The organism is Streptomyces sp. NPDC024687, assembly GCF_055559055.1.
The window spans coordinates 164,346-189,257 of record NZ_JBVHLJ010000011.1 but is presented as its reverse complement, the minus strand read 5'-3'; the positions used below and the strand labels follow the sequence as shown (position 1 = coordinate 189,257).

The 24,912-nt window shown below is 70.1% G+C and carries 26 protein-coding genes and 1 pseudogene; 20 read left to right on the top strand and 7 right to left on the bottom strand.

Annotated features, from left to right (window positions below):
* Positions 1 to 3: 3 nt before the first annotated feature.
* Entirely contained in the window at positions 4 to 789 is a 786-nt protein-coding gene (locus ACZ39I_RS34810; protein WP_467248904.1) for an enoyl-CoA hydratase/isomerase family protein, read from the bottom strand.
* Between the two features lie 100 nt (positions 790 to 889).
* On the opposite strand from ACZ39I_RS34810, the gene ACZ39I_RS34805 reads away from it, so the two are divergent.
* The 3 genes from ACZ39I_RS34805 (at position 890) to ACZ39I_RS34795 (ending at position 3,483) form a co-directional block, all read left to right on the top strand.
* On the top strand, positions 890 to 1,789 hold the full coding sequence (locus tag ACZ39I_RS34805; protein ID WP_467248903.1) for a crotonase/enoyl-CoA hydratase family protein: 900 nt from the start codon (positions 890 to 892) through the stop codon (positions 1,787 to 1,789).
* Positions 1,786 to 1,953, top strand: coding sequence for a hypothetical protein (locus ACZ39I_RS34800; protein ID WP_467248902.1), 168 nt, complete (start codon positions 1,786 to 1,788; stop codon positions 1,951 to 1,953). The genes ACZ39I_RS34805 and ACZ39I_RS34800 overlap by 4 nt, the downstream gene beginning before the upstream one ends.
* A gap of 114 nt (positions 1,954 to 2,067) precedes the next feature.
* Positions 2,068 to 3,483, top strand: a complete 1,416-nt coding sequence (locus ACZ39I_RS34795; RefSeq protein WP_467248901.1) for a family 1 glycosylhydrolase — start codon at positions 2,068 to 2,070, stop codon at positions 3,481 to 3,483.
* A 13-nt stretch (positions 3,484 to 3,496) separates the two neighbouring features.
* Here ACZ39I_RS34795 and ACZ39I_RS34790 read toward each other — a convergent pair whose 3' ends face one another.
* Together ACZ39I_RS34790 and ACZ39I_RS34785 are read right to left on the bottom strand one after the other, a co-directional pair.
* Positions 3,497 to 3,997 (bottom strand): MaoC family dehydratase, encoded by a 501-nt coding sequence (locus tag ACZ39I_RS34790; RefSeq protein ID WP_467248900.1) that lies wholly within the window; start codon positions 3,995 to 3,997, stop codon positions 3,497 to 3,499.
* A 27-nt stretch (positions 3,998 to 4,024) separates the two neighbouring features.
* Positions 4,025 to 4,846: an enoyl-CoA hydratase/isomerase family protein gene (locus ACZ39I_RS34785; protein WP_467248899.1), complete on the bottom strand. Its 822-nt coding sequence runs from the start codon at positions 4,844 to 4,846 to the stop codon at positions 4,025 to 4,027.
* A 109-nt stretch (positions 4,847 to 4,955) separates the two neighbouring features.
* On the opposite strand from ACZ39I_RS34785, the gene ACZ39I_RS34780 reads away from it, so the two are divergent.
* From ACZ39I_RS34780 to ACZ39I_RS34765, 4 genes are read left to right on the top strand one after another with little or no spacing between them, the layout of a single operon-like run.
* Positions 4,956 to 6,080 carry an acyl-CoA dehydrogenase family protein gene (locus ACZ39I_RS34780; protein ID WP_467248898.1) on the top strand — a complete coding sequence of 375 codons (1,125 nt, stop codon included), beginning with the start codon at positions 4,956 to 4,958 and terminating at the stop codon, positions 6,078 to 6,080.
* 20 nt (positions 6,081 to 6,100) lie between these two features.
* The gene (locus tag ACZ39I_RS34775) at positions 6,101 to 7,279 is read left to right on the top strand and encodes an acyl-CoA dehydrogenase family protein (protein ID WP_467248897.1); all 1,179 of its coding nucleotides are present in this window, start codon (positions 6,101 to 6,103) and stop codon (positions 7,277 to 7,279) included.
* Positions 7,279 to 7,788, top strand: coding sequence for a nuclear transport factor 2 family protein (locus ACZ39I_RS34770; protein WP_467248896.1), 510 nt, complete (start codon positions 7,279 to 7,281; stop codon positions 7,786 to 7,788). The genes ACZ39I_RS34775 and ACZ39I_RS34770 overlap by 1 nt, the downstream gene beginning before the upstream one ends.
* A complete protein-coding gene (locus tag ACZ39I_RS34765) occupies positions 7,788 to 8,543 on the top strand; it encodes an SDR family NAD(P)-dependent oxidoreductase (RefSeq protein ID WP_467248895.1) in 756 nt (251 codons plus the stop codon). The genes ACZ39I_RS34770 and ACZ39I_RS34765 overlap by 1 nt, the downstream gene beginning before the upstream one ends.
* Positions 8,544 to 8,788: 245 nt before the next feature.
* Here the strand turns inward: ACZ39I_RS34765 and ACZ39I_RS34760 are convergent, their stop codons facing one another.
* Positions 8,789 to 10,000 carry a CaiB/BaiF CoA transferase family protein gene (locus tag ACZ39I_RS34760; RefSeq protein ID WP_467248894.1) on the bottom strand — a complete coding sequence of 404 codons (1,212 nt, stop codon included), beginning with the start codon at positions 9,998 to 10,000 and terminating at the stop codon, positions 8,789 to 8,791.
* A 145-nt stretch (positions 10,001 to 10,145) separates the two neighbouring features.
* Between ACZ39I_RS34760 and ACZ39I_RS34755 the strand changes: the two genes are divergently transcribed.
* Genes ACZ39I_RS34755 through ACZ39I_RS34730 form a run of 6 tightly spaced genes read left to right on the top strand, consistent with a single transcriptional unit; the run spans position 10,146 to position 15,026 of the window.
* Positions 10,146 to 10,637, top strand: a complete 492-nt coding sequence (locus ACZ39I_RS34755) for a PaaI family thioesterase (RefSeq protein WP_352385531.1) — start codon at positions 10,146 to 10,148, stop codon at positions 10,635 to 10,637.
* A 4-nt stretch (positions 10,638 to 10,641) separates the two neighbouring features.
* Positions 10,642 to 11,508: an enoyl-CoA hydratase-related protein gene (locus tag ACZ39I_RS34750; RefSeq protein ID WP_467248893.1), complete on the top strand. Its 867-nt coding sequence runs from the start codon at positions 10,642 to 10,644 to the stop codon at positions 11,506 to 11,508.
* A 31-nt stretch (positions 11,509 to 11,539) separates the two neighbouring features.
* A complete protein-coding gene (locus ACZ39I_RS34745) occupies positions 11,540 to 11,992 on the top strand; it encodes an FAS1-like dehydratase domain-containing protein (protein WP_467248892.1) in 453 nt (150 codons plus the stop codon).
* Positions 11,989 to 12,411, top strand: a complete 423-nt coding sequence (locus ACZ39I_RS34740) for a MaoC/PaaZ C-terminal domain-containing protein (RefSeq protein ID WP_467248891.1) — start codon at positions 11,989 to 11,991, stop codon at positions 12,409 to 12,411. Before ACZ39I_RS34745 ends, ACZ39I_RS34740 begins: the two co-directional genes overlap by 4 nt.
* A gap of 4 nt (positions 12,412 to 12,415) precedes the next feature.
* Positions 12,416 to 13,906, top strand: a complete 1,491-nt coding sequence (locus ACZ39I_RS34735; protein ID WP_467248890.1) for a class I adenylate-forming enzyme family protein — start codon at positions 12,416 to 12,418, stop codon at positions 13,904 to 13,906.
* Positions 13,896 to 15,026 carry a serine hydrolase domain-containing protein gene (locus tag ACZ39I_RS34730; protein ID WP_467248889.1) on the top strand — a complete coding sequence of 377 codons (1,131 nt, stop codon included), beginning with the start codon at positions 13,896 to 13,898 and terminating at the stop codon, positions 15,024 to 15,026. The genes ACZ39I_RS34735 and ACZ39I_RS34730 overlap by 11 nt, the downstream gene beginning before the upstream one ends.
* A gap of 218 nt (positions 15,027 to 15,244) precedes the next feature.
* Here the strand turns inward: ACZ39I_RS34730 and ACZ39I_RS34725 are convergent, their stop codons facing one another.
* Both ACZ39I_RS34725 and ACZ39I_RS34720 read right to left on the bottom strand, forming a co-directional pair.
* The gene (locus ACZ39I_RS34725) at positions 15,245 to 16,426 is read right to left on the bottom strand and encodes an amidohydrolase family protein (RefSeq protein ID WP_403662174.1); all 1,182 of its coding nucleotides are present in this window, start codon (positions 16,424 to 16,426) and stop codon (positions 15,245 to 15,247) included.
* A 135-nt stretch (positions 16,427 to 16,561) separates the two neighbouring features.
* The gene (locus ACZ39I_RS34720; protein ID WP_467248888.1) at positions 16,562 to 17,365 is read right to left on the bottom strand and encodes a FadR/GntR family transcriptional regulator; all 804 of its coding nucleotides are present in this window, start codon (positions 17,363 to 17,365) and stop codon (positions 16,562 to 16,564) included.
* A gap of 178 nt (positions 17,366 to 17,543) precedes the next feature.
* Here ACZ39I_RS34720 and ACZ39I_RS34715 point away from each other — a divergent pair, with 178 nt between their 5' ends.
* Complete coding sequence (locus ACZ39I_RS34715; protein WP_467248887.1) at positions 17,544 to 18,383, top strand: enoyl-CoA hydratase-related protein; 840 nt, start codon at positions 17,544 to 17,546, stop codon at positions 18,381 to 18,383.
* Positions 18,380 to 18,970 carry a DUF2889 domain-containing protein gene (locus ACZ39I_RS34710; RefSeq protein WP_467248886.1) on the top strand — a complete coding sequence of 197 codons (591 nt, stop codon included), beginning with the start codon at positions 18,380 to 18,382 and terminating at the stop codon, positions 18,968 to 18,970. The genes ACZ39I_RS34715 and ACZ39I_RS34710 overlap by 4 nt, the downstream gene beginning before the upstream one ends.
* 230 nt (positions 18,971 to 19,200) lie before the next feature.
* Here ACZ39I_RS34710 and ACZ39I_RS34705 read toward each other — a convergent pair whose 3' ends face one another.
* A complete protein-coding gene (locus ACZ39I_RS34705) occupies positions 19,201 to 19,992 on the bottom strand; it encodes a DeoR/GlpR family DNA-binding transcription regulator (protein ID WP_451476050.1) in 792 nt (263 codons plus the stop codon).
* A 327-nt stretch (positions 19,993 to 20,319) separates the two neighbouring features.
* Between ACZ39I_RS34705 and ACZ39I_RS34700 the strand changes: the two genes are divergently transcribed.
* From ACZ39I_RS34700 to ACZ39I_RS34680, 5 genes and pseudogenes are all read left to right on the top strand, one after another.
* Positions 20,320 to 21,597 (top strand): ABC transporter substrate-binding protein, encoded by a 1,278-nt coding sequence (locus tag ACZ39I_RS34700; RefSeq protein ID WP_467248885.1) that lies wholly within the window; start codon positions 20,320 to 20,322, stop codon positions 21,595 to 21,597.
* A 124-nt stretch (positions 21,598 to 21,721) separates the two neighbouring features.
* Positions 21,722 to 22,606 (top strand): carbohydrate ABC transporter permease, encoded by an 885-nt coding sequence (locus tag ACZ39I_RS34695; protein ID WP_403662701.1) that lies wholly within the window; start codon positions 21,722 to 21,724, stop codon positions 22,604 to 22,606.
* Positions 22,603 to 23,472: a carbohydrate ABC transporter permease gene (locus ACZ39I_RS34690; protein WP_403662188.1), complete on the top strand. Its 870-nt coding sequence runs from the start codon at positions 22,603 to 22,605 to the stop codon at positions 23,470 to 23,472. The genes ACZ39I_RS34695 and ACZ39I_RS34690 overlap by 4 nt, the downstream gene beginning before the upstream one ends.
* A gap of 30 nt (positions 23,473 to 23,502) precedes the next feature.
* Positions 23,503 to 24,471, top strand: a complete 969-nt coding sequence (locus tag ACZ39I_RS34685; RefSeq protein WP_467248884.1) for an alkaline phosphatase family protein — start codon at positions 23,503 to 23,505, stop codon at positions 24,469 to 24,471.
* Positions 24,472 to 24,704: 233 nt separating this feature from the next.
* Positions 24,705 to 24,890, top strand: a pseudogene (locus ACZ39I_RS34680) (helix-turn-helix domain-containing protein); the annotation flags it as partial.
* Between the last annotated feature and the right edge of the window lie 22 nt (positions 24,891 to 24,912).

Genomic DNA, 24,912 nt, shown 5'->3' with positions numbered 1-24,912 from the left:
GCCTCAGCCCTCCCCGGCGGTCCGGCGACGGTCGCGGGACGCGATGATCTTCTCCACGACGGCGATGTGCTCCGGCGAGTGCATGGTCTCCTGCTCGGCGAGCAGGGCGGGTTCCAGCACGGTGGCGAGCGCCTGCTCCAGGTGCAGGTTCACCGCGCGCTTGGTCTCGCGCAGCGCCTGCGCGGGCAGGGCGGCCAGCCGTCCGGCGAGGTCCATGGCCTCGTCCAGGAGCTTGTCCTTCGGTACGGCGCGGTTGGCGATGCCCAGCCGGACCGCCTCCTCGGCGCTCACCCGGTCGCCGAGGAACAGCAGTTCCTTCGCGCGGGTCAGTCCGACGAGCAGGGGGAGGACGAGCGCACCGCCGTCACCCGCGACGAGTCCGACCTGGACGTGGGGGTCCGCGACATAGGCGTCGTCGGCCATCAGGACCAGGTCGCTCAGCAACGCCAGGCTGCATCCAAGGCCCACCGCGGGCCCGTTGACGGCCGCGATCACCGGCAGCGGGCAGCGCACCATGCCGGTGATGATCCGCCGGGCCTCCTCGACGTTCTGCTCCCGGAAGGCGCGGTCGCGCTGGACCCGGGTCATGATGTCGAAGTTGCCGCCGGCGCTGAACGCCCGGCCGCGCCCGGTGAGGACGACCACCCGGGCCTCCGGGTCGTCGGCGAGCGAGTCCCACAGCGACGCGAGACCCGCGTGCAGCTCCTCGCTCATCGCGTTGAGCTGGTCCGGCCGGTTCAGCTCGATCAGCCGGACCGGCCCGACGGCCGTCACCAAGAGGTCCGTCATGTCCACCGCCATCAGTCGTCATCGAACGGGTCAGTAGAGTTGAATGCTATAACTAATTAAGCTTTCTGGAAACGGCTCGCCGGAGTGACGGAGGACGCGTATGCCCGTGCAGGAGTACGAGACCGTGCGGGCCGAGGTGGCGGACCGGATCCTCACCGTCACCCTCAACCGGCCCGAGAAACTCAACGCCTTCAACCCCCGGATGATGGCCGATCTGCTGGACGTCCTGGACGCGGCCGACGCCGACGACGACATACGTGTGATCGTGGTGACCGGCGCGGGGCGCGGCTTCTGTGCGGGCGCCGACGTCAGTTCCGGCGGCTCCTCTTTCGACCACCGCAAGGCGGGCGCCTGGCACCGGGACACCGGCGGCCGGGTCGCCCTGCGCATGTTCTCCAGCACCAAGCCGGTGATCGCGGCGATCAACGGCCCGGCCGCGGGCGTCGGGGCGAGCATGACCCTGCCCATGGACATCCGCCTGGCGTCGACCTCGGCGAAGTTCGGCTTCGTCTTCGCCCGCCGCGGCATTGTGCCGGAATCGGCGGCGAGCTGGTTCCTGCCCCGGGCCGTCGGCATGCAGCGGGCCATGGAGTGGGTGGCCACGGGCCGTGTCTTCGGTCCGGACGAGGCGCTCGCGGCCGGGCTGATCCGTTCCGTGCACCCGCCGGAGGAGCTGCTGCCGGCGGCGTACGCACTCGCCCGGGAGATCGCCGACAACACTTCCGCGGTCTCCGTCGCCCTCTCCCGGCAGATGATGTGGCGGATGCTGGGCGAGCCCCACCCGATGACTGCCCACCGGCTCGACTCCCGGATCATGAGCCAGATCGGCGGCGGCCCGGACCCCGTGGAGGGCGTCCAGTCGTTCCTCGCGAAACGGCCGCCCGAGTTCCCGGGCCGGGTCAGCAAGGACATGCCACCCCTGTACCCCTGGTGGCGGGAGGACGAGTTCCGCCCCTTCGACGCCGACGAGCAGGCACCGGCACCGGAGACCCAGGGATGACGACGTTCGACTACATCGTGGTGGGCGCGGGGTCCGCAGGCTGTGTGCTCGCGAACCGCCTCTTCGACTGCTCGGTCATGCCGACCATGGTGTCCGGAAATCTGAACGGACCGATCATGGCCATGGCCTGGCGGGCGGCCGACCTCGTCCTGGGGACGGTCTGATCCCGTGTCGGGAGATCTGGCCGAAACATTGTCGTGGTCTGTTCGACCTGTTAGCGTCCGGTCGGCGGACATTCAGTTGAATGCGCTGAACCATTCACCGCCTGGACGGTAACCATGAGCGATGGTTTCCTGCACGAATCCCTTCGCTGTGTCGACTGGGGGGTCGCCACCGCGGACACCATCGCGGCGCCACCGCCGCCCGCGCCGGAACGCGGCGGACACTTCCGGCAGTGGACCGAGGATCTCCGGCAGCTGACCGGCGTCGTCGCGGACACCCACCGCATGGTCGCAGGATGGCCGCAGCTCCAGCCCGACGGACCGGGCAGCTGGGACCGGGACGCCCTGGACCGCTGTGACCGCGCGCTCGACGCACTCCTCGCGCGCGGCACCCGGCCCGCTCTCACCCTGCTCGACCGCTCCCTGCCGCCATGGCTGGACGCGGCCGGCGGCTGGCTCGCCCGCGACACCGCCGAGCGCTTCGCCGCCTACGCCGCCGAACTGGGCCGCCGTTTCGGCGACCGGGTGGAACGCTGGATCACCTCCACCGACCTCGCCGGCCCCACGCTCGCCGACCACGTGGCCGGAATGTATCCCCCGAACCGGGGCGCGGGCCGGGCCGGACTGCCCACGGTCCACCACATCCTGCTCGCGAACGGGCTCGCCACCCAGGCCCTGAGAGCCACCGGCGCGCGGGGCCGGATCGGCACCACGGTCACCCTCGTGGGCGGCTACCCGGCCACCGACGACCCCTACGACCGTCTCGCCCTGGAACGCCTGGAGAGCTGGACCAACCGCCTCTTCCTCGACCCCCTGCTGCTCGGCGAGCACATGGTGACCGAGGACGGCGACTCACCGGTCGAGGACACCGGATGCGTACGCCCGGGCGACCTGGAGACCATCACCACCGAACAGGACCTGCTGGGCCTGTCCTGGCACACCCCGTTCCGCGTCACCGCGCCGGAGAACCTGCCGCGCGTACTGCCGACGCGAACCTGTCAGAGCGCCCTCAACGAGGTGAACCGCCTGCTCGTGGGCCTGGGCTTCGCGATCGTCCCGTTCGACGACGTGGAGACCACCGCCTACGGCTGGCCGATCATCCCCGAAGGACTCGCCGACGCCGTCGCCGGCCTCTGCGAGCTGTACGGCGACGCGTTGCCGCCGCTGTCCGTCATCGACAACGGCATGGGCGACCTGGACCTCGTCGACGCCACGGGACACAGCGACGACGACCGGCGCCGGGCCCTGCTGCGCGCCCGGCTGTCCTGGCTGGCCGGACTGACCGCGGCCGGTGTCGAGGTGTGCGGCTACGAGTACTGGTCGGTGCTGGACAACCTGGAGGCCAAGTTCCGCTACACCCGCCTGTACACGATGGCGGTCCCGGACCACGAGGCCCCGCCGCGACCCACGATCCCCTCCGACTGGCTGCACCGCGGCGCCTTCGCCGGCGCCCCCGTACCCGAAGCGGGGCGGCCCACCGGCCTGAGCCTGGTCCCGACCGCGCCCCGGGCTCAGGACGGCACAACCTCCTAGCCCGGCTCCCCTCTCAGGACGCCGGAGCCTCGTAGTCCCTGCCGCGGATCAGCCGTACCGGCGTGTAGACGAGAACGTCCGCGTCCCGCTGGTTGCGGACCGTGATCCGGCTGGTCACCACGCCCCGCCCCGGCTTGCTGGAGGGCCGGGATCCGGTGGTCTCCACGACGGCGTACACGGTGTCGCCGACGTACACCGGACCCAGCACGTCGAGCTCCATGTGCAGGAAGGCGAGGCCCGTGCCGTGCAGCACGTTCGTCTGCAGGACGAGCCCTTCGGCTATGCAGTACGTCAGTCCGCCCGGGACCAGTCGCCCGGTGTAGCCGCCGTCCGCGGCGTGCGAGGCGTCCCAGAAGAGGGGCTCGGTGAAGCCGCCCCAGGTGACGAAGTTGACCAGATCGGTCTCGGTGATGGTGCGGCGGGCGGTCCGGAAGACCTGCCCGACCGGCATCTCCTCATAGGTCAACCCCTTCACCAGCAGGGGCACTTCGGTGATGGTCCGGTCCGGCGCCATGATCGGTTCCTCTCGTACGGTCGGTGGTCACAGGTCGAGCGGGTGCTTGCCGCTGACGCCCTCGAAGTCCGCGGGCCGCTTCTCGCGGTGTGCGGCGAGTCCCTCGACGACCTCGTGCCCGCCGAACCCGAAGAACTCCAGCCCGAGCGAGGCCTCGAAGATCGGCTGGGCGGTGCGGTACCAGTGGTTGAGGGACCGCTTGGTCCAGCTGATCGCGCTGGCCGGCCCGGCGGCCAGGGCTGTCGCCACCCGCAGGCCCTCGGCGTGCACGTCGGCGTCGTCCACGCACTTCGACACCAGCCCGATCCGCTCGGCCTCCTCGCCGGTGAGCGTTTCGCAGGTCAGCAGGTAGTACTTGGCCTTGGCCATGCCACACAGCAAGGGCCAGCAGATGGCGGCATGGTCACCGGCCGCGACCCCGAGCCGGGTGTGCCCGTCGACGATCTTCGCCGTGCGGGCCGCGATCGAGATGTCCGCGAGGATGCCGATGACCAGGCCCGCCCCGACCGCCGGGCCGTGGATCGCGGAGACCACCGGCTTGGAGCAGTTGAGCACCCCGTAGACCATGTCCCGGGCCTCCCGCATCACCCGGGCGCGCACCGCGTAGTCCTCCGTCATGGCTTCGATCGAGTCGAAGGTCCCGCCCGCCGAGAACGCCCGGCCCGCCCCCTGGACGAGCACCGCGCGGACTTCCTCGTCCCGGTCCACGACGGACCAGATGTCGGCGAGCTCACCGTGCATGCGCGGATCCACGGCGTTGAGGTTCGGGGCGTCGAGCACGATCCGCAGCACGCCGGGCGCGGGCCGCTCGAAGGTCAGGCTCGTGAACGGGGCGTAGGGATCGGTCACGTCGCGCTCCTGGTGTATTCAGTGTGGATACTATAATTATCTAACTGTATCGAGAGGTGGGCGGCAAGCAGGCCGCACGTGACGTTGCACCGAGGACAGGAAGCTCGGCATGGATCTCACCTTCAGCGAGGAACAGGACGAACTGCGCAAGGTCGTCCGCTCGTTCCTCGCCAAGCACTCCGACGAGGCGACGGTGCGCCGCCTTGCCGCCGACCCGACCGGGCACGACCCCGTCGTCTGGCGGCGGATGGCCGGCGAACTCGGCCTCCAGGGCCTCGCCGTCCCGGAGGAGTACGGCGGCTCGGGCTTCGGCTACGTCGATCTCGGCATCGTCTTCGAGGAGGCGGGCCGCGCGCTGCTCGGCGGCCCGTACTTCGCCACCGTCGCTCTGGCCGCCGAGGCACTGCTGCGCTGCGCCGACGAGCAGGCGCGCCTCGAGCTCCTGCCGGGCATCGCGTCCGGCGAGACGGTGGCCACGCTGGCGCTCACCGAGGACAGCGGCCGCTGGGACGAGCAGGGCATCCGGCTCACCGCCGCCCATGACGAGGCGGGCGGCTGGCGGCTGACCGGCGCGAAGACGTACGTCCCCGACGGACACCTCGCCGACCTGCTCCTGGTCGCCGCCCGCACGCCCTCGGGTGTGAGCCTCCTGGCCGTCGAGACCGCCGACGCGCCGGGCCTCACCCGCACCCCCCTCCCCACCCTCGACCAGACCCGCAAACAGGCCCGGGTGGAGTTCACGGACACCCCCGCCCGCCTCCTGGGCCCCGAGGGCACGGCCTGGCCCGCTCTCGAACGCACCCTCGCCACGGCCGCCGTACTCCTGTCCGCCGAACAGGTCGGGGGAGCCGCGGCCGCCCTGGACGCCGCTGTGGAGTACGCGAAGATCCGCGAGCAGTACGGCCGGCCCATCGGCTCGTTCCAGGGGATCAAGCACAAGTGCGCCGACATGCTCATGGAGATCGAGTCCGCCCGCTCGGCCGCGTACGGCGGCCTGTGGGCGCTGGACGCGGGCGAGGGGACGGAGATCTCGGTGGCCGCCGCCCTCGCGCAGGCCTTCTGCTCGGAGGCGTTCACCAAGGTCGCCGCCGACAATATCCAGGTCCACGGCGGCATCGGCTTCACCTGGGAGCACCCGGCGCACCTGTACTTCAAGCGGGCCAAGAGCTCCGAGGTACTGCTCGGCACACCGTCGTACCACCGGGAACTGCTCGCCGCCCGGCTCGGCATCTGAGACCTCAGGGAGAAGCTGACATGGAGCTGGACTTCGGGCCCGCGGTACGCGACTTCCGCGAGGAGGTGCGGGACTGGCTGGCGGACCACCTCGTGGGGGAGTTCGCCGAGCACCGGGGCGTGGGCGGCCCCACCGACGGCGCGGCCTGGGAGGTCCGCCTCGCCTGGGACTGTGAACTGTCCGCGGGCGGCTGGCTGGGCATCGGCTGGCCCCAGGAGTACGGCGGCCGCGGGCTCGGACTCCTGGAGGAGATCGTCTTCGAGTACGAGTACGCGCGCGTGAACGCCCCGTACCGGGCCACCGTCAACGCCCTCGACCTGCTCGGCCCGATGCTCCTCAAGGTGGGCAGCGAGACGCAGAAGAAGCGCTTCCTGCCGCCGATCCTCGCCGTCGAGGAACTGTGGGGCCAGGGCTTCAGCGAACCCGGCGCCGGCTCCGATCTGGCGTCCGTGCGCACGCGGGCGGAACGGGACGGCGACGAGTGGGCGGTCAGTGGACAGAAGGTGTGGACGTCGTTCGGTATCCACGCAGACTGGGTCTACGTCCTCACCCGCACCGACCCGCAGTCCGTTCGGCACAAGGGCCTGAGCATGCTGCTGGTGCCCACGGACCAGCCCGGCGTGGAGATCCGCCCGATTCGCAACCTCGCCGGCCAGGACGAGTTCGCCGAGATCTTTTTCTCCGACGCGCGCACCGGCGCCGACATGGTCGTCGGCGAGGTCGGCCAGGGCTGGCGCACCGCCATGGCCACGCTCGGCATCGAGCGCGGCACCACGCTGCTGCCCCAGCAGCTCGCCTTCGAGCGGGAGGCCGAGGCACTGATCGACCTGGCCCGGGAGCGGGGCGCGCTCGACGATCCGATGCTGCGCCGCCGCATCGTCGACGCCTGGATCTCCGTACGCATCATGCGCACCACCAACCTGCGCACCATCGCCGAACTGACCGCCGGCCGCACGCCGGGCGCCCAGGCCACCACCGCGAAGCTGTACGCGTCGACCCGGCACCAGCAACTCGGCCAGCTGGCCACGGAGTTGACGGGCTCCGCCGGACAGATCGTCGGTGAGGGCTACGCGCTGGACCGCAGGCAGCGCTCCTTCCTCCTCGCCCTCGCGGAGACGATCTACGGTGGGTCGAGCGAGATCCAGCGCAACATCATCGGGGAGCAAGTCCTCGGTCTGCCGAAGGAGCCGCGCCCGTGATGTCGCTCGAGGACCGTCTCGACCGCGTCGAGTCGCAGCTCGCCATCCAGCAACTGCCCATCCGCTACGCCCTCGCCGTGGACGGCCGCGACCTCGACGCCTGGGTCGGCTGCTTCCGGCCGGACGTGGACATGGGGCGCCACGGCCGCGGGCGGGCCGTCCTGCGGCAGCACATCGAACCCGCGGTGCGCGGCTTTTACCGGTCGGTCCATCAGATCTGCGGTCACCGCGTGGAGTTCACCGGCCGCGACACGGCGGCCGGCGCGGTGTACTGCAGGGCCGAGCACGAGGTGGGGGACCGGTGGATCGTGATGGCGATCTGCTACTGGGACGACTACGCGCGCGTGGACGGTGACTGGTACTTCTCCCGGCGCCGCGAACGGCACTGGTACGCGGCGGACGTGACCGAACGCCCCCAGTCCGTGGGATTCAAGGGCTGGGAGGGTGCCGGAGAACCGGCGCTGCCCGAGGCCTTCCCCTCCTGGTCCGGCTTCTGGAAGGAAACGTGATGGCACGGTTGTCAGGGAAGACGGCGCTGGTCACCGGCGGTGGGCAGGGCGTGGGCCGCGGGATCGCGCTCGCGCTGGCCGCCGAGGGGGCGGCCGTGGTGATCACCGGCCGGACCGAGGCCAAGCTGAAGTACACGGCCGGGGAGATCGTCGAACGCGGCGGCCGGGCGTACACCGTGGTCGGGGACGTGGGGGAGCGGGACGACGTCGACGCCATGGTGGCCGAGACGGTACGGGAATTCGGCGGCCTGGACGTGCTCGTGAACAACGCGCAGTCCTCGGTGCAGCGCAGGCTGGAGGAGACGTCGTACGAGGATGTCGAACTCACCTACCGCAGCGGACCGTTGGCCGCCTTCCACGCGATGCAGGCCGCCCTGCCCCACCTCAAGGAGAGTCGCGGCAGCGTGGTGAACCTGGGTTCCTCGGCCGCCGTCCAGGGCGAGGTGACCTTCGCGGCCTACGCGATGGCCAAGGAGGCGATCCGCGGCCTGAGCCGGGTCGCCGCGCGGGAGTGGGGCGCGTACGGGATCCGCGTGAACGTCATCTGCCCGGCCGCGCTGAGTCCGGCGGCGGAGGCATATCTCGCCGCGCATCCGCAGAAGGCGGAGGAGATCACCCGGCAGATCCCCTTGGGCCGGCTCGGCGACCCGGTGGCCGACATCGGCCGGGCCGTGGCCGCGCTCGTCAGCGACGACATGGCCTATCTGACGGGCGCGACGCTCATGCTGGAAGGCGGCCGGACCCTGCTCGGGTGAGGCAGGAGTTCCGGCCACCGCCGCCCGTGCCCGTCCTGTCCCCGGGGCTCCGCTCCGGAACCCGGGCCAGGGAGCCTTGCCCCGGACCCCCGGTTCCTCACACGCCAGACGCGCTGAGTCTCCAGCTCGTCCGGCGTTTGGGGCGCGGCCGCTCAGGCGGCAGCGGGGGCCTGGGGGCGCAGCCACCAGTGAGGGGACGGGCAGGGGTGGCGGGGGCGAAAACCTCCCAGGCGTACCCACCCACCTCACACAACACCCCGGCCCCGCAGCTCCGCCAGCTGATGTCCCGTCACGTCGGCCAGCTCGGCCAGCACTTCGGCCGTGTGCTCACCCAGCGCCGGCGGCGGGGTGTACCCCTCGACCGGCGTCGCCGTGAACCGGATGGGGTTGGCGAGCATCGGCAGGGGCCCGGAGGTCGGGTCCTCGACCTCGATCAGCATTCCCCGGTGCTGTATCTGCGGGTCGGCGAAGACCTCGGGCATCTCGTTGTACGGGCCCGCGGGCACGTCGTGTGCGTCCAGTACGCTCAGCCACTCGTCCCGGGTGCGGGTGCGCAGGATCGCCGCCAGCACCGGCAGGATCTCCTCGCGGTGGGCGATCCGGGCGGAGGTCGTGGCGAACCGTTCGTCCTGGAGGAGGTCGCCGCGGTCGGCCGCCGCGCAGAACGCGGCGAACTGCTTGTCGTTGCCCGCGACCAGAAAGATCGGCCTGTCCTTGCAGGGGAAGGCCTGCGAGGGGATCCCGCCGTAGCCGCCGTTGCCACGCCGCTGCGGAACCTCGCCGGAGACCAGGTAGTTCATCGCGAAGTGGGACAGCGAGGCCAGGCCGCAGTCCAGCAGGGACAGGTCGATGAACTGGCCTTCGCCGGTGACGTCCCGGTGGCGCAGGGCCGCGAGGACGGCGGTGGAAGCGTAGAGCCCCGTGAGGATGTCGATCATGCTGACGCCGACCTTCATCGGCTCCTCGGGGTGCCCGGAGACGCTCATCATCCCGGACATGGCCTGGAAGATGCCGTCGTAGCCGGGGCGGTCGGCGTACGGGCCGGTCTGTCCGAAGCCGGTGACCGAGAGGTAGACGAGGCGCGGGTTGAGTGCGCGCAGGCTCTCGTGGTCGAGGCCGTACTTGGCCAGCGTGCCCGTCCGGAAGTTCTCGACGAGCACGTCCGAGCGTGCGGCGAGGGCGCGGATCAGCTCCTGTCCTTCGGTGGAGGCGTGGTTGACGGTGACCGACCGCTTGTTGCGGTTGGCGGCGAGGTAGAAGGCGGCGGTGTCGGTCCGGTCGCCCTCGGGCCCGGGTGCGAAGGGAGGGCCGTACGTCCGGGAGTCGTCCCCCGATCCGGGCCGCTCGACCTTGATCACCTCGGCGCCCAGGTCGGCCAGCATCTGGGTGGCCAGCGGCGCGGCGAGGATGCGGGACAGATCGAGCACGCGGATCCCGGCCAGTGCGGTCGACGGCATCTGGGTCTCCCTCTGTTCACGGACGGCTAATCAGTTATATAAATAATACATCTAGGGGTTGGATGCGGCCCTCGTGATTGCCTCATCTATTGAATTCATGTAACTATATGGATCGGCCGCCAGGCCGGGACCGGAGGGCGGGCTGATGACCGTCGCGGCGAGGACCCTCACCGATCAGGAACAGCGCGAACGCCGGGCCTGGTTCCGGGCCCGCTGGGAACGCGGAGTCGCCTTCAACCGGCGCTGCCGCATCCGGGTGACACGCTGGGAAGCGGACGGGGTCGAGATCGTGCTCCCCTACGCCGAGTCCCTCTCCGCCCACGAAGACGTCTTCCACGGCGGCGTCATCTCGGCGCTCATCGACACCGCCGGGGCCGGAGCCGTGATCGCCGGGCACGACTTCACCAAGGGCAGCCGGCTCAGCACCGTGTCGATGTCGGTGCAGTACCTCGCACCCGCCCGCGGCCGTGAGGCGATCGCCTACGCGCGCTGTGTGCGGCGGGGCGGCCGGGTGCACTTCGCCGACGTCGACGTGCGGGCCGACGGACGCATCTGCGCCCGTGGGCAGGTGGTGGTGACCATCTCCGGGGAACGGCCCGGCGTCGGCGACCCGATCGAACCGCTGGACGAGGAGTGACGTGATGCCCGAGGAAACCGCGGTGGCCCCCGAGAACCTGGACCAGGACCTGGTCCTGTACGAGGTGGACGAGGACGGCGTCGCCACCGTCACCCTCAACCGGCCCGAGCGCAAGAACGCGTGGAGCCTGCCGATGGAGCGCCGCTTCTTCGCACTCCTCTACCGGGCCGCACAGGACCCCGCCGTCCGAGTGGTGATCATCACCGGGGCGGGCCGGGCCTTCTGCCCGGGGATGGACATGCAGCGCCTGGAGCAGAACTCGCAGCCGGGGGAGTCCCTCAACCTCCAGGCCCGCGTCCCCATGTACAGCAGGCGGAACATGCCGAAGCCGATGATCGCCGCCGTCAACGGCGCCTGCGCGGGCATCGGCCTGGTCCAGGCGCTCATCTGCGACGTCCGCTTCGCCGCCCGCGGGGCCCGCTTCACCACCGCGTTCACCCGCCGCGGCCTGGCCGGCGAGTACAACCTGCCGTACGTCCTGCCGCGCGTCATCGGCCTGGAGAACGCCCTCGACCTGCTGCTGTCCGGCCGCGTGTTCGACGCCGACGAGGCGAAGGAGCTCGGTCTGGTCAGCCGAGTCGTGGAACCCGGGGATCTGCTCGACGCGGCCCGCGCCTACGCCAGGGACATCGCCCGCAACTGCTCCCCGCGCGCCATGGCCGTCGTACGCCACCAGGTGTACGGCGACCTGGACCGCCCCTTCACCGACGCCCTCGCCCGCTCCTACTCCGCCATGGAGTTCTTCGCGGGCTCGCCCGACTTCCGCGAGGGCGTGTCGAGCTTCGTGGAGAAGCGGGAGCCCAAGTTCGAGGGACTGCCGCCGGACTTCGACCCGGACGAGGCCACGCGCGACGCGTTTCTGCCGTACTGATCTGCCGTACTGATTCGAGGAGCACACGCGGATGACAGGGCAACCCTTCCCCGTCGAGGCCGGGCACATCATGATGTTCGCCCGTGCCATCGGCGACGAGAACCCGGCGTACCAGGGCGAGTCGGCGCTCGCACCGCCCACCTTCACCATGGCGAGCGCCCACTACGACCCCGACTACCACCTGCGTCCCAAGCCGGAGCAGGAGTGGTTCGGGTCGGGACGTGACGCCGGAGTCATGGCCGAAGGCGCCGGCGGGCTCCACGCCGAGCAGCACTTCGAGTACCACCGCCCGGTGCGCGCCGGCGAGACCCTCTACGCGCACCTCTCCGCCGGCCGCAGCTGGGAGAAGCAGGGCCGCACCGGCCGCCTGCTCTTCAGCGAGCGCATCACCGAGTACCGGGACGCCGACGGCGAACCGGTCGTCAGCGCCGTGACCGTGGCCGTCGTCCCCGAGGGCCCGGCGACCCCGAAGGACGCCCGATGAGCCTGAGCCCCGACGACATCAAGGTCGGCGAGACACGCGAGAGCGTCCTCGTCGACGACCTCAAGCGCACCCGGATCGTGCAGTACGCGGGCGCCTCCGGCGACTTCAACCCCCTGCACACCGACGAGAAGTTCGCCGTCGAGGCCGCGGGCTATCCCGGAGTGTTCGCCCACGGCATGCTGACGATGGGCATGACCGGCCGGGTCCTGACCGACTGGGTCGGCACCGAGGCACTGCTGCGCTACGGCGTCCGCTTCAAGGCGCAGGTCTGGCCCGGCGACACCCTCACCGCCACGGCCACCGTCGAGTCGATCGAGGACACGCCGGCCGGCCCGGTCGCCCACTTCGCCCTGCGCACCGTCAACCAGGACGGCGCCCAGGTGGTCACCGGCATCGCGGCGGCCCGACTGGAGCCCTGAGCCGATGGCCGCCGCGCAGGAAGAGGTGCAGGCGGCCACCTGGACCGCCATGGTGAGCCGCGCCTACGACCATGCCCGCCCCGCCGTCCGGTTCGGCGACCTGACCTGGACCGGACGTGAACTCCTCCACCGTGCGGCTGGTGCGGCCGACTGGCTGGACACCCTCGGCCTGGAGCCCGGCGAACCGGTGCCCGCACTGGTTGCCACCTCTGCCGACGCCCTCGCGCTGGTGATCGGCGGCGCCGGATCCGGCCACCCACTCGCACCGCTCGGCGTCCGCATGACGGCGTACGAGATCGCGGCCGTGGTCAAGGAGACGCGGGCTCATGTCCTGCTGGCGCAGCCCGAGTTCGCCGACCTCGGCAGGCAGGTCGCCGAGCTCTCCGGCCGCCGGATCGCCGTGGTTCCCGAACTGCGCGCGGCATCAAGGGAGTTGGTGGCAGACCCCGACGACCTCGCCACCGTCCTGCACACCTCCGGAACGACGGGCCTGCCCAAGCCCGTGCCCATGAGCCAACGGCGCCTGGCCGCCCGGGCCCGCGTGAACGGCGGGCTGTGCGCCCTTGACCCCGACAGCTTCTACGGCGGCAGCGCGCCCTTCCACCACATCGCGGGCCTGGGCAACCTCGCCGTCGCCCTCGCCGCCGGCGCCCTGATCACCGGCCTGCCCCGCTTCACCGTCGAGGGCTGGGCTCTGCTGCGGGACCTCGGCACCACGCACACCAGCATGGTCCCCGCGATGCTGGAGACTCTGCTGGCGGCCGGACAGGCCCGCCACGAGACGCTGCGGACCCTCCAGTACGGCGGCGCGCCCGTCCGCCCCGGCACCCTGCGCCGGACGTACGAGGCGATGCCCGGCGTCCGCATGCTCAACATGTTCGGGCAGACCGAGGGATCACCGATCAGCGTGCTCACCCCGGAGGACCACCGGGAGGCGGTGGCCGGGCGCACCGAGCTGCTGCGGTCGGTGGGGCGGCCCGCACCCGGAGTGGAGATCAGGGTCCACGACCCCGGCCCGGACGGCATCGGAGAGATCCATGCCCGCGCCGACCACCTCTTCAAGATCGACGCCGAAGGCTGGCTGCACAGCGGCGACCTGGGCCGCGTGGCGGAGGACGGGTATCTCTACCTGCTCGGCCGACGCACCGACATGATCATCCGTGGTGGCGAGAACGTCCACCCGCTGGAGGTGGAGACCGTCCTGTCCGCGCATCCCGGGGTGGCGGATGTCGCGGTCACCGGCGTTCCCGACGAGCGGCTCGGCCAGACCGTCGTCGCCTTCGTCGTCCCCGCAGATCCCGACGCCCCACCGCAGCCCGCGGCCCTGAGAAGCCACACCCGCGCCCGGCTGTCCGGGTTCAAGGTCCCCGTCCGCTGGTGGTTCGTGGACGACCTGCCCCGCAATGCGAACGGCAAGGTCGTACGCCGAAGCCTTCGGGAACCCACCGCGCCCACCGCGCCCGCCGCGCTCGAAGGAGAGACACGTGACGCTTGACCACTCGGTCGTCGCCCCGCAGACCGTCGGCGTCGACCCGCACCGGCTGGACGTACTCCTGCGCCGGATCCGCCTGGAGGTCGAGCACGGACCGCTGCCGACCGCCCAGGTCGCCGTGGCCAGGGGCGGAAGGCTGGTCGCCTTCGAGACCTGGGGGGACGCCGAACCGTCCACGCGATACGTCCTGCAGTCCGTCGGGCGGTCCATCGTCGCGGGCGCCGTGTGGAAGCTGATCGGCGAGAGCCTGCTGGACGTGGATGAGCAAGTCGCCGCGATCATCCCGGAGTTCGCGCCGAACGGGAAGGAGGAGGTGACGGTCGAGCAGGTGCTCACACACACCGCGGGCTTCCCCTTCGCGCCACTCGGGTACCCGAAGATGCTCGACCGCGAGCAGCGCCTGGCCGCCTTCGGCCGCTGGCGGCTCGACTACCCGCCGGGCAGCCGCTTCCAGTTCCACCTCACCTCGGCGGCCTGGCTGATCGCCGAGATCGTGGAGCGGCGAACCGGCCTGGCCTTCGCCGACTACCTGCGGGAGCGGATCGCCGTACCGCTCGGCCTGTCCTCGCTCGAACTCGGCGTCCCGGTGGACCGGCAGGCAGGCACCGTCGCCCCGATGACCGCCACCGACCGCACGAGCGACGAGCAGGAGCCCGACCCCTGGGGCCCCTGGTACCTGTCCGACCCGCGGGTGCTGGCGGCGGGCGAGCCCAGCCACGCGCTGGTCGCCACGGCCGCCGACGTCGCCCTGTACTTCCAGGCGCTGGAGCATTCGGGCCTCTGGAAGCCGGAGGCGGTGGCGGAGGGCACCCGGATCCGGCTGACGGACCACCCGCACGGGGAGCAGATCTACGGGGGCGGCTCCAACCGCCGTACCAGCATGGGCCTGTTCGTCACCGTGGCCGGCCCGGACGCGGGCAGCAACCTGCCGTCCACCGGTTCGCCGGCCCTCTTCGGCAGCGCCGGGGCCGCCTACCAACTCGGCTTCCTGGACCCGGAGACCGGCCTGTCCTTCGCCTGCCTGACCAACGGCTACCCCCTCGCCGGCTACGACCACTCCCGGCGCGGCACGGCCCTCCTCACCAACATCGCGAACCTCGCGGCGGATCTCACGGAGCAGTAGTGCGAGGGTGCGTGGTGCCGGGGGGGAACCGGGCATCGCCTGCGTTCGGTGGTGGAGTTGGGTCATGGCGGTTGCATCCGGCGATGTGCCTGGCGGCAGTACCGGACCTCCGGGTTCAGCAGGGTGACCACTGACCGCTCCACACTCGCTACCCCCAAACAGTCTTGAGCCCGGTACCGAATGCCGGTACCGGGCTCCCCGCTTCTCTCCCGCGATGCTCAGCGGCTGATCAGCTGCTGGGCGTTGTTGTACATGATGTCGTCCTGGGCGGACTCGTCGAGCTCGGCGATGAGCTTGCGGAAGTCGGCCGGGTTGGCCAGGCCCTCCGCATGCGGGAAGTCGGAGCCCATGACGATGGACTCGTGGTAGCCGAGGCGCTTGACGACGTTCACGATGTCGTCCTCCGGATAGGGCACCACACGGACGTGCTTGCGGAAGACCTGGCTGGGGCGCTCGTCCAACTGCCCGCCTATCCAGGGGCCGTTGCGGCCCATGCCACGGCTCTTGTCCATGTGGCGCACGAAGTGCGGCACCCACTCGGAGCCGAACTCGGACACCAGGACGTTGATGTCGGGGAACCGGCCGAAGAGGTTGTCGAAGATCAGCGCGGACAGCGTCTCTTCGACGGGACGCTGGCCGTAGGTGTTCTGCCACTGCCAGGCCGACATCCGGAAGTGGATGGGGTTGGGGTCGTAGCCCCAGGAGGGCGCCACTTGCGAGTTGTAGTAGAACTCGCTGATGTGGTAGCAGACGCTGGCCTTGGCGTCGTTGACCAGCTTCCAGAACGGGTCGAAGTACGGGTCGCCGGGCGAGCGGCCGTACACCGGGCCGGTGGGCAGCAGGATGAAGCGGGCGCCCTGGTTCAGGACGAACTCCAACTCCTTGACGGCGCTGGGCAGATCGCGCAGTGACAGCAGCGCGGGGGCGTAGATGCGGTTCTGGTGGTTGAAGCCCCAGACCTCGTTCATGTACCGGTTGAAGGAGTGGTAGTTGGCGTAGAGCGGCTCCACGCCCTTCACGTACTCCTCGGCCACCAGCGCCCAGCCGCCCGGGTAGATGATCGTCTGGTCCAGACCCTGCTCGTCCATGACGCGCAGCCGGGACTCGCGGTTCTGGTACGACTCGTGCATCGGCTCGAACTGGTACGTCTCCTCGGGATTGCCCGAGGCCATCGCCTTGAGCATCTCCTTGAGCGAACCGGGACGGTAGACCTGCCCGAACTCCGGTTCCAGGCATACGACGATGCGGTCCCCGGCGAGGATCACCTCCCGCCCGTCCGGCAGGGTCACCGGGGCGACCGCCGAACCGAGGAACTCCTTCGGAAGGTAGCGGGTGAAGGAGTCCCGCTCCTCGTACATGTGCTGGTCGCAGTCGAAGATGGGCTTGCGCTGTTCGGCCATGGCGTCGCCTCCGGGCCCCCGGGAACTATTCAGTACGCCTTCTATAATTATCTAACTGATTAGAGAGCGCAAGAGGGGAGTGGGGGCCGACCTGTGGCGGGTAGCGGAGGCGGACCTGTCGCGAGGTGGGGCCGGTCAGTCGAGGAGTTCGAGCACCGTCTTGGGGCCGGCGGCGTTCACGACGTCGTCCGCGCCGGCGATGTGCCGCTGCCACAGCTTCTCGGCCTCGTCCGCCTTGCCGGACTCGATCAGGCCGACCATCCGCACATGTGCCCGGTGCCCCTTGAGGGCCTGCGCCTTCTGTGCCTCGGCATCGGCCGCGCCCGCCGTGTACGAGGCGTTGGCCCGGTCGATGATGTTGCGCAGCATGCCGCACAGCAGGATCAGGGTCTGGTTGCCGGTGAGTTCGATCAGCAGGGCGTGGAAGGCGTCCTGCGCGTCGACCAGGGCGAGCGGGTCGTCGAGGACGGCCTTCTCGGCCGCCACCGCGTCGCGCAGCTGCTTGATGTCGTCCGGCGTGTGCTTGGTGGCGAGCTGGCGGGCGCAGGGCGGCTCGATGAGGGCCGCGGCGCGGTAGATGTCGCCCAGCGTGGCGCCTCGGTACTCGAGGATCAGGCCGGCGAAGCGGGCGGCGACGTCCGAGTCCGGAGCGCTCACCCGGGCCCCGCCGTGGGCGCCGCGGCGCACCGTGATCAGGGACTCCGACTCCAGGACCCGGAACGCCTCGCGCAGCGTGGGTCGCGAGATGCCGAACTGCTCCATCAGGCCCGACTCCGGGGGCAGCGCGTCGCCGGGCTTCAGCTCGCCGCGTACGATCTGGCGACGCAGGTGTCCGGCGACCAGCTCGGCGGTCTTCGGCACCCGCACCTGACGTCCGACACGGCTGCGGGCGGGGACGGGCACGGTCGCCGTTTCTGCGGTGCGGGCTGCCTCGGCCACGGTGGGCTCCTCGTATAGCTAAATGAATCGTCTTAGTGCATCGAGGGTACCAGGTCAAGCCGTCGGTGATCTTCATTGTGCGCCATCTGGTCTGGTGCACTCGTGGCCCGTTGGTATATAGATGATTCATCTATCTATAAAGCCGGTCCAGCCGACGGATACCGCGGGAGTGACCTCGATGACCGAGAACCCGGCCCCGGAGATCCTCACCGATCTCACCGACGACGGGGTCATGCTGCTGACCCTGAACCGGCCCGAGCGGCACAACGCCTGGACGCTCGAGATGGAACTGCTCTACAACGAACTGTTCGAGCGGGCGGAGCGCGATCCACGGGTGCGGGCCGTGGTGCTCACCGGGGCCGGGCGCAGCTTCTGCCCGGGCATGGACATGAGCGTCCTGGACGCCGCCTCGTCGGGCGCCCGCCCCTGGCCGACGGACCACTTGCCCCCGCGTACCCGACCCATGTCCTTCCCGAAGCCCGTGGTGGCCGCTGTCAACGGCGCCTGCGCCGGCATCGGGTTCAACCAGGCGCTGATGTGCGACGTCCGGTTCGCCGTACCGCACGCCAAGTTCGCCGCCGCCTTCAGCGCGCGCGGACTGGTGGCCGAGGACGGCGTGTCCTGGATCCTGCCCCGGCTGATCGGCTACGGCAACGCCGCCGACCTCCTGCTGTCCTCGCGCCGGATCACCGGCACGGAGGCCCTGGCGATGGGGCTGGTCAACCGCCTGGTGGAACCTGCGGAGTTGCTCCCGGCGGCACTCGCGTACGCGACCGAACTGGCCCGCTCGGCCAGCCCGTACGCGATGTCCCTCATCAAACGGCAGCTCGCCGACGACCAGGCGAGGACCTTCCCCGACAGCCGCGACCACGCGGCCGCCCTGCTGGCCACGGCGAAACGCGCCCCGGACTACCGCGAGGGCGTGCGCAGCTTCATCGAACGCAGACAGCCGGAGTTCGCGGGGCTGGGAGAGACTCCGGCCGTGGCCCCGGCCCTGTCGCAGGAGGCGTCGTCATGACACGCTCCGAACTCCCGCTGCACCGCCGCACGATCACCGTCACCGCCTACGCGGAGGGCGGCGACGAGATCTCGGTCGAGGCGGAACTGAGTGACGTGCGCCCCTGGGCGGAGCCGCCGGCCGACGTCGTCCACCGGATGGCGCTGGCCGTGCGTGTACGTCTGGCCGACATGGTCATCGTGCACGCCGACGCGGACATGCGGACCTTCCCGCACGCCGAGTGCCCTTTGATCACCCCGGTGTTCGACGGCCTGACCGGGCTCAGTGTCGCTGCCGGGTACAACCGGGCGATCCAGGAGCGGTTCCGTGGGGTGTCCGGCTGCTCGCACCTGCATGAACTGGCCCGCGTCCTGGGCCCCGCGGTCGTGCAGGCGGCCATCTCGGCGAACGCGGGCCTGCGGTACGCCGGGGAGGAGTCCCAGGGCCCGCGCTCCACGTCAGGTGTGCTGAACAGCTGCCACGTCTGGGCACCGAACGGCGTGGGCCTGCGCAAGCTGGACGCGGGCTGGGTCCCGGGCACCGGGCCGCGTCCGGTGCCGCCGCTCAGGACCTTCGAGCACCGTGGACCGGGGACGTCCGGCGCCTGAATTCCCGGCAAGGCCCGCGGTCGTCTCGCCCACCGAGGCGCGCTGATGACGCGGGTGGTGGACCTGCCGTCGGCCGGGACGAGATCCGGCATGCCTGAAGGCGGGGGCCGGCCCAGCCCAGGCGGTCGAACTCGGCCGGTAAGCCAGGGATCGGGGGGCGCGGATCTCCGCTCCGGCCGGGCGCGGCGGGCACACTGCTGCTCGGTAGCCACCCGCAGGGCGCGGCAGTCTCATACCTCCACCACTTCGACTCCCGCCTCCCGCAGACGGCTACCGGTCTTCTCGTCCACCGGGGCGTTGGTCACCACGACGTCGAGTTCCTCGGGACCGCACACCCGGGCCATGCCGGTGCCGGGGAACTTGCCCGCGTCCGCCACCAGGACCACCTGGGCGCTGGCGGCGATCATCGCCCGCTTGACAGGCACCTCGACGGCGGTGGTGTCCAGCACTTGGCCGTCCGGGCGGACCCCGCTGGTGCCGAGGAACAACCGGTCGGCGTGGACCTGCCGCAGATTGTCCTCGGTGAGGAAGCCGACCAGCGAGCGGTAGTCGCGCCGGACCACGCCGCCCAGCAGGATCAGCTGGACGTCCTTGTCGTCCTGGAGTTCCTCGTAGACGGCGAGGTTGCTGGTGATCACGGTCAGCGAGCGGCCGTGCAGATGGCGGGCCACCCGGTGGGCCGTGGTGCCGATGTCGAGCAGCACGGTCTCGCCGTCCCTGACGAGGTCCGCGCACCAGGCGGCCAGCGCGTCCTTCGCCTCGACCCGGACGCCGGCCACGTCGGCGAACGGGTCGTCCTCGCCCATCACGGGCGCGGCACCGCCGTACACCCGTTTGAGCAGTCCCTCGTCCTCCAGTTGTACGAGGTCCCGTCGGATCGTGGCCTGACTCGCCCCGACCTTCTCGGCCAGGGCGACCACTGAGAGGGGCCCGTCCGCGCGCAGGGCGCGAAGGATCAGCTGATGTCTCCGGTCAGCGAGCATGCCGCTGACCATACTCGCGAACTCTTCAAACTCAAGCAAAGTCACGCATGAATGTCTCGATACTCGCTTGACCCTTGTCAAAGTCGCGCACCGGGTGCACTCTCTTGCGTAATTCAAGCGAGGTCCGGACCCCACTCCGGTCGGCCGAAGCGGATGAAGGCGTACTCCGCCGTCACGGACGCGTCGGCACCGTCTGAGAGGACCAGCTCACACGCCCCGGGTGGCTGAAGGGTTCCCACCACGCCGATGCTCTTCAGCCACCCGGCCCTCCCGTCGCACTCCCTCAACGGCCCATGACTCACAGGTCCTGCCGGGCATGCCCGACATGGCCGACGCGCAGAACCCGCCCAGAACTAGGAGAAGATCGTGGATCTTTCCCGCAGACGATTCCTTCAGGCCGCCGCCCTGACGGCCGCCGCGGCCGGCGCCACCGCGGCATGCGGCGGCTCAGGATCGAGCGGCACCAAGGACGGCAAGGACCTGACCCTCTGGTACTGGGGAGGCGCGCTCAGCGACAAGGTGGTCGCCGAAGCCAAGACGCACTTCAGCAGCCAGATCAAGCTGACCACCGACTCCATCGGCGGCGACTTCAAGCAGAAGCTCACCACCACCCTCGCGGCGGGGGCCGCCGTCCCGGACATCACCGGCATCAAGGGGGAGGACATCGCCTCCTTCCTCCCCAACGGCAACCGTTTCCTGGACCTGAACGACCTGGGCTTCAAGAGCCTCGCTCCCCAGTACCTGGGGTGGAAGACCGAGCTCGCCAAGACCACCGACGGCAAGCAGATCGGTTTCCCGATCGACGTCGGTCCCACCGCGCTCTACTACCGGGCGGACCTGTTCGACAAGGCAGGGCTGCCCTCCGACCCGGCCAAGGTCGCCGCCGCGACCAGGACGTGGGACGACTACTTCGCGCTCGGCGCCGAGCTGAAGAAGGCGCTGCCGGGCACCTACCTGATCAACAACCTCGGCACGGTGTTCAACATCGCGGTCGGGCAGGGGACCAAGCGGTTCATCGACAAGAACAACCACTTCATCGGCGACCAGGACCACATACGCGCCGCCTGGGATCTCGCCGTCCGCCCCTACCAGCTCGGTCTCGACGGCAAGATCAACGACAACACCCACAACGCCGCCCTCAGTAAGGGCACGCTCACCACCGAACTCGGTGCGGCCTGGCACGCGTTGGACATCGAGCAGGCGGCCCCCAACACCAAGGGCAAGTGGCATGTCAGCCCGAACCCGGGAGGACCGGCCAACCAGGGCGGCTCCTACCTGGCCCTGCCCAAGCAGTGCCGTAATCCCGAAGAGGCATTCAAGATCATCAGCTGGATCCTGAGCCCGGCCAACGACGCCCGCGGCTTCACCGACGCCGCCATCTTCCCGGCCTGCCCTGCCGCTTACGCGATGCCGGCCATGACAGGTCCGGACGCCTTCTTCGGCGGACAGAAGATCATCGAGGTCTTCGGTCCGGCCGCCAAGGCCATCCCGGACAGCTACGAGGCACCCGCCGACGCCGCCGTCATGGCCCCCTACCTGACCGAGCTGACCAACATCGAGGCCAAGGGCAAGAAGCCCGACGACGCCTGGAAGGACGCGGTCAGCCAGGCCAAGCAGATCGGCCGGCGGCAGGGAGTGAGCTGACATGTCGTCACCTCCGGTCACCGGCCCCGCCGCGGTGCCCACGCACCGCGGCGGACCGGGCCCGCGCCGGTTCCGCCCGCGGCGCACCCCGCCCCCGGGCGCCGTACGGGTCAGGCGTCGCGGGGTGCTGTCCCACTGGCGGCAGTACCTGGCGATCTCGCCCTTCTACCTGGTCTTCCTCGCCTTCTCGTTCTTTCCGGTCCTCTACTCGCTGTATCTGGCCTTCCAGCGCTGGGACGGCATCGGCACCATGCACTTCGTGGGCCTGCAGGAGTTCCGTTTCCTGTGGGAGGACCCCGTCTTCTGGCTGTCGATTCGCAACACCCTGGTGATCTGGGTCCTGTCCACCGTGCCCACGCTCGTCGGTGCCCTGGTGCTGGCGACGCTGCTGCACTCGGTGCGCCGGTTCAAGGGCTTCTACCGCATCGCCCTCTACGTGCCGAACGTGACCTCGATCGTCGCCGTGGCGATCTTCTTCGGCGCGGTCTTCAGCAACAACTTCGGTCTGGTCAACGCGATCCTGGACACGGTGGGCATCTCACCCGTCCCGTGGCTGAGCGACCCGTGGCTGATCAAACTGGTCATCGCGCTGCTGATGACCTGGATGTGGACCGGCTACAACATGATCATCTACCTGGCGGGGCTCCAGACCATCCCGAAGGAGATCTACGAGGCGGCCAAGCTGGACGGTGCCGGCGCCGTCCGCACCTTCTTCCAGATCACCATGCCGATCATGCGGCCCATCATTCTGTTCACCGTCATCATCTCGACCATCAACGGCCTGCAGAGCTTCAGCGAACCCCAGATCCTCTTCGCCAGCGAGGCCGCCAACCCCAGCCTCGGCGGTCCCGGCCAGGCGGGCCTGACCACGCTGCTGTACTTCTACCAGTCGGCCTTCGTCAACAACGACTACGGCTACGGCGCGGCCATCGTGTGGGCCTTCTTCGTGCTGATCATCGTGCTGGTCCTCATCAACTGGCGCATCGTGCAACGAGGGAGGAAGCCATGACGGCAGCGGGTACGACGCCGAGGGCGACGGACACGAGACGGTCCCGGCGCCCCAGGGGCCTGAGCGCGCACATCATCCTGATCCTGGCGGTCCTGATCTCGGTCTTCCCGTTCGTGTGGACGATCATCATGGCGACCAACACCACCCAGGACATCTACAAGAGTCCGCCGAAGCTGAGCTTCGGCTCCCATCTGCTGGAGAACATCCGGCACATGCTCAAGACCATCGACTTCTTCGGGTCGATGCTCAACACCGTCGTCGTCGCGTCCGTCACCACCGTCCTGGTGCTGCTCATCGACTCCCTGGCGGCTTTCGCCTTCGCCAAGTTCGACTTCCCCGGACGCAGGGTGCTCTTCGCCGCGCTGCTCGGGTTCATGATGCTGCCGTTGCAGCTGGGCATCCTCCCGCAGTTCATCCTCGTCTCCAAGATCGGCTGGGTCGGCACGCTCAGGGCACTCGCCCCGCCCGCCCTCGCCAACGCCTTCGGCATCTTCTGGCTGCGCCAGTACATTCAGAGCGGCGTACCCGACGAACTCCTCGACGCCGCACGCATCGACGGCGCCGGGTTCCTGCGCCAGTACTGGAACATCACGCTGCCCATGATCAAGCCGGGATTGTCGTTCCTCGCCATCTACGCCTTCGTCAACGCCTGGAACGACTACATCTGGCCGCTCGTCGTGCTCACCAAGCCCGGCCACGTCACCCTCCAGGTGGCGCTCGCCCAGCTCAACGTCGCCCACAACACCGACTACAGCATGGTCATGGCCGGGGTGCTCATGGCCTCCGTCCCGATGCTCGTCGTCTTCTCGATCTTCGCCCGAGGCTTCATCGCGGGCGCGACCGAGGGCGCCGTGCAGGGCAGTTGAAGCCGTTGCAGGTATCGAGAGAGGTGAGGAATGACGGACGTACATCCCCCGCAGCGGCGCGCGCCCGGTGAGAACGCTGAGGAGGAAAGGGCGGACGGCGTGAAGCGCGGCAAGGTGCTCGTGGTGGGCCTGGACGGAGTGCGCTTCGACCGGCTGACTCGCTCGCCCTCCACGGCCCCCGTGCTGCACGGACTCATGGCGGCGGGCGCCCACGGCACCAGTCTCCTCCCCTACGGCGAAGTGGACGGGCAGGCGGAGGACGGACCGTCGACCAGCATGGCCTACACCGATTCCGGGCCCGGCTGGTCGAGCCTGCTGACCGGGGTGTGGCCCGACCGTCACGGAGTGACCGGCAACGACTTCACCGGCGCCGACTACTCCCGCTACCCCGACTTCCTCAGCCGTGCCGTCGTCGCCCGGCCCGGTCTGCGTACGGCGGCCGTGGTGTCGTGGCCCGACCTGCTCCACCGCGGCACGCTCGGCCCGGCCATCGCCCGGCGAGTACTCCATGACGGCGAGGCGCAGGGCTACGAAGCAGCGGACCGCCTCGCCGCCGACACCGCCGTGCGCTGGCTCACGGACGGCGACCCGGACGCGGTGTTCGTGTACTTCGGCGCCACCGACGAAGCCGGCCATGCCACGGGCCCCCTCAGCCCCGCCTACGACCAGGCCCTCCTTGCCGTGGACGCCCACCTCGGGCGGCTGCTGGACGCGATCGACTCCCGACGCTCCCACCCCGGCCGCGGTGACGAGCACTGGACGGTGCTCGTCACCACGGACCACGGCCACCTCGACACCGGCGGCCACGGCGGCGACACCCGTGCCGAGCGAGAGGTCTTCGTCATCCTCACCGAGCCCGGCGTACCGGGCGGCACCCTGCTCGACACCCCGCGCCTCATCGACCTGGCCCCCACAGTCCTGGACCGCCTCGGCGTCCCGATCGACCCCGCATGGGGACTGCAGGGCCGCGTCCTGCCGGGGTCCTGCACGGGCTCCTGATTCGTCGTGCGTCCGGTACGAGCTTGTCCTCGTAGGACAGAACTCCCAGGCTCCGGTGGAACGCGTGGTTTTGGGGTTGACCTCTGGCGACGACTCGCGGTCCGTGGTCACGAGGAAAAACCGGCAGTGGGAGGAGTGCCGCTGCAGATCCGCCTCCCGCATAGACCCAGCCAGCCGCTCGGGATCCACCCCGACACCGAGTCCGGGAATTTCTCAACTCACGTCGCGCCCGGATCGCCCCGAGCAGGCGGGCCTGCCCGCTTACGGCGGCAACCGTCGGGTCAAAGGTCTGCACCGCGAGGAGATAGCCCTACTGGCGGGGGTATCGGTCGACTACTACGTGCGCCTGGAGCGCGGCAGTCTCGCCGGTGCCTCCGATGGCGTTGCTCGACGCGTTGCCTCTGTCTTGCAACTCGAATTTTGTGGTGTGGGGAAGCTGGG

Excerpts from the sequence above, each read along its gene's own strand:
- ACZ39I_RS34805 (WP_467248903.1), top strand. The coding sequence starts at position 890 with ATGCCCGTGCAGGAGTACGAGACCGTGCGGGCCGAGGTGGCGGACCGG.
- ACZ39I_RS34795 (WP_467248901.1), top strand. The coding sequence starts at position 2,068 with ATGAGCGATGGTTTCCTGCACGAATCCCTTCGCTGTGTCGACTGGGGG.
- ACZ39I_RS34790 (WP_467248900.1), bottom strand. The coding sequence starts at position 3,997 with ATGGCGCCGGACCGGACCATCACCGAAGTGCCCCTGCTGGTGAAGGGG.
- ACZ39I_RS34745 (WP_467248892.1), top strand. The coding sequence starts at position 11,540 with ATGACAGGGCAACCCTTCCCCGTCGAGGCCGGGCACATCATGATGTTC.
- ACZ39I_RS34755 (WP_352385531.1), top strand. The coding sequence starts at position 10,146 with ATGACCGTCGCGGCGAGGACCCTCACCGATCAGGAACAGCGCGAACGC.
- ACZ39I_RS34750 (WP_467248893.1), top strand. The coding sequence starts at position 10,642 with ATGCCCGAGGAAACCGCGGTGGCCCCCGAGAACCTGGACCAGGACCTG.
- ACZ39I_RS34725 (WP_403662174.1), bottom strand. The coding sequence starts at position 16,426 with ATGGCCGAACAGCGCAAGCCCATCTTCGACTGCGACCAGCACATGTAC.
- ACZ39I_RS34715 (WP_467248887.1), top strand. The coding sequence starts at position 17,544 with ATGACCGAGAACCCGGCCCCGGAGATCCTCACCGATCTCACCGACGAC.
- ACZ39I_RS34780 (WP_467248898.1), top strand. The coding sequence starts at position 4,956 with ATGGATCTCACCTTCAGCGAGGAACAGGACGAACTGCGCAAGGTCGTC.
- ACZ39I_RS34760 (WP_467248894.1), bottom strand. The coding sequence starts at position 10,000 with ATGCCGTCGACCGCACTGGCCGGGATCCGCGTGCTCGATCTGTCCCGC.
- ACZ39I_RS34770 (WP_467248896.1), top strand. The coding sequence starts at position 7,279 with ATGTCGCTCGAGGACCGTCTCGACCGCGTCGAGTCGCAGCTCGCCATC.
- ACZ39I_RS34740 (WP_467248891.1), top strand. The coding sequence starts at position 11,989 with ATGAGCCTGAGCCCCGACGACATCAAGGTCGGCGAGACACGCGAGAGC.
- ACZ39I_RS34685 (WP_467248884.1), top strand. The coding sequence starts at position 23,503 with ATGACGGACGTACATCCCCCGCAGCGGCGCGCGCCCGGTGAGAACGCT.
- ACZ39I_RS34710 (WP_467248886.1), top strand. The coding sequence starts at position 18,380 with ATGACACGCTCCGAACTCCCGCTGCACCGCCGCACGATCACCGTCACC.
- ACZ39I_RS34775 (WP_467248897.1), top strand. The coding sequence starts at position 6,101 with ATGGAGCTGGACTTCGGGCCCGCGGTACGCGACTTCCGCGAGGAGGTG.
- ACZ39I_RS34810 (WP_467248904.1), bottom strand. The coding sequence starts at position 789 with ATGACGGACCTCTTGGTGACGGCCGTCGGGCCGGTCCGGCTGATCGAG.
- ACZ39I_RS34765 (WP_467248895.1), top strand. The coding sequence starts at position 7,788 with ATGGCACGGTTGTCAGGGAAGACGGCGCTGGTCACCGGCGGTGGGCAG.
- ACZ39I_RS34800 (WP_467248902.1), top strand. The coding sequence starts at position 1,786 with ATGACGACGTTCGACTACATCGTGGTGGGCGCGGGGTCCGCAGGCTGT.
- ACZ39I_RS34735 (WP_467248890.1), top strand. The coding sequence starts at position 12,416 with ATGGCCGCCGCGCAGGAAGAGGTGCAGGCGGCCACCTGGACCGCCATG.
- ACZ39I_RS34690 (WP_403662188.1), top strand. The coding sequence starts at position 22,603 with ATGACGGCAGCGGGTACGACGCCGAGGGCGACGGACACGAGACGGTCC.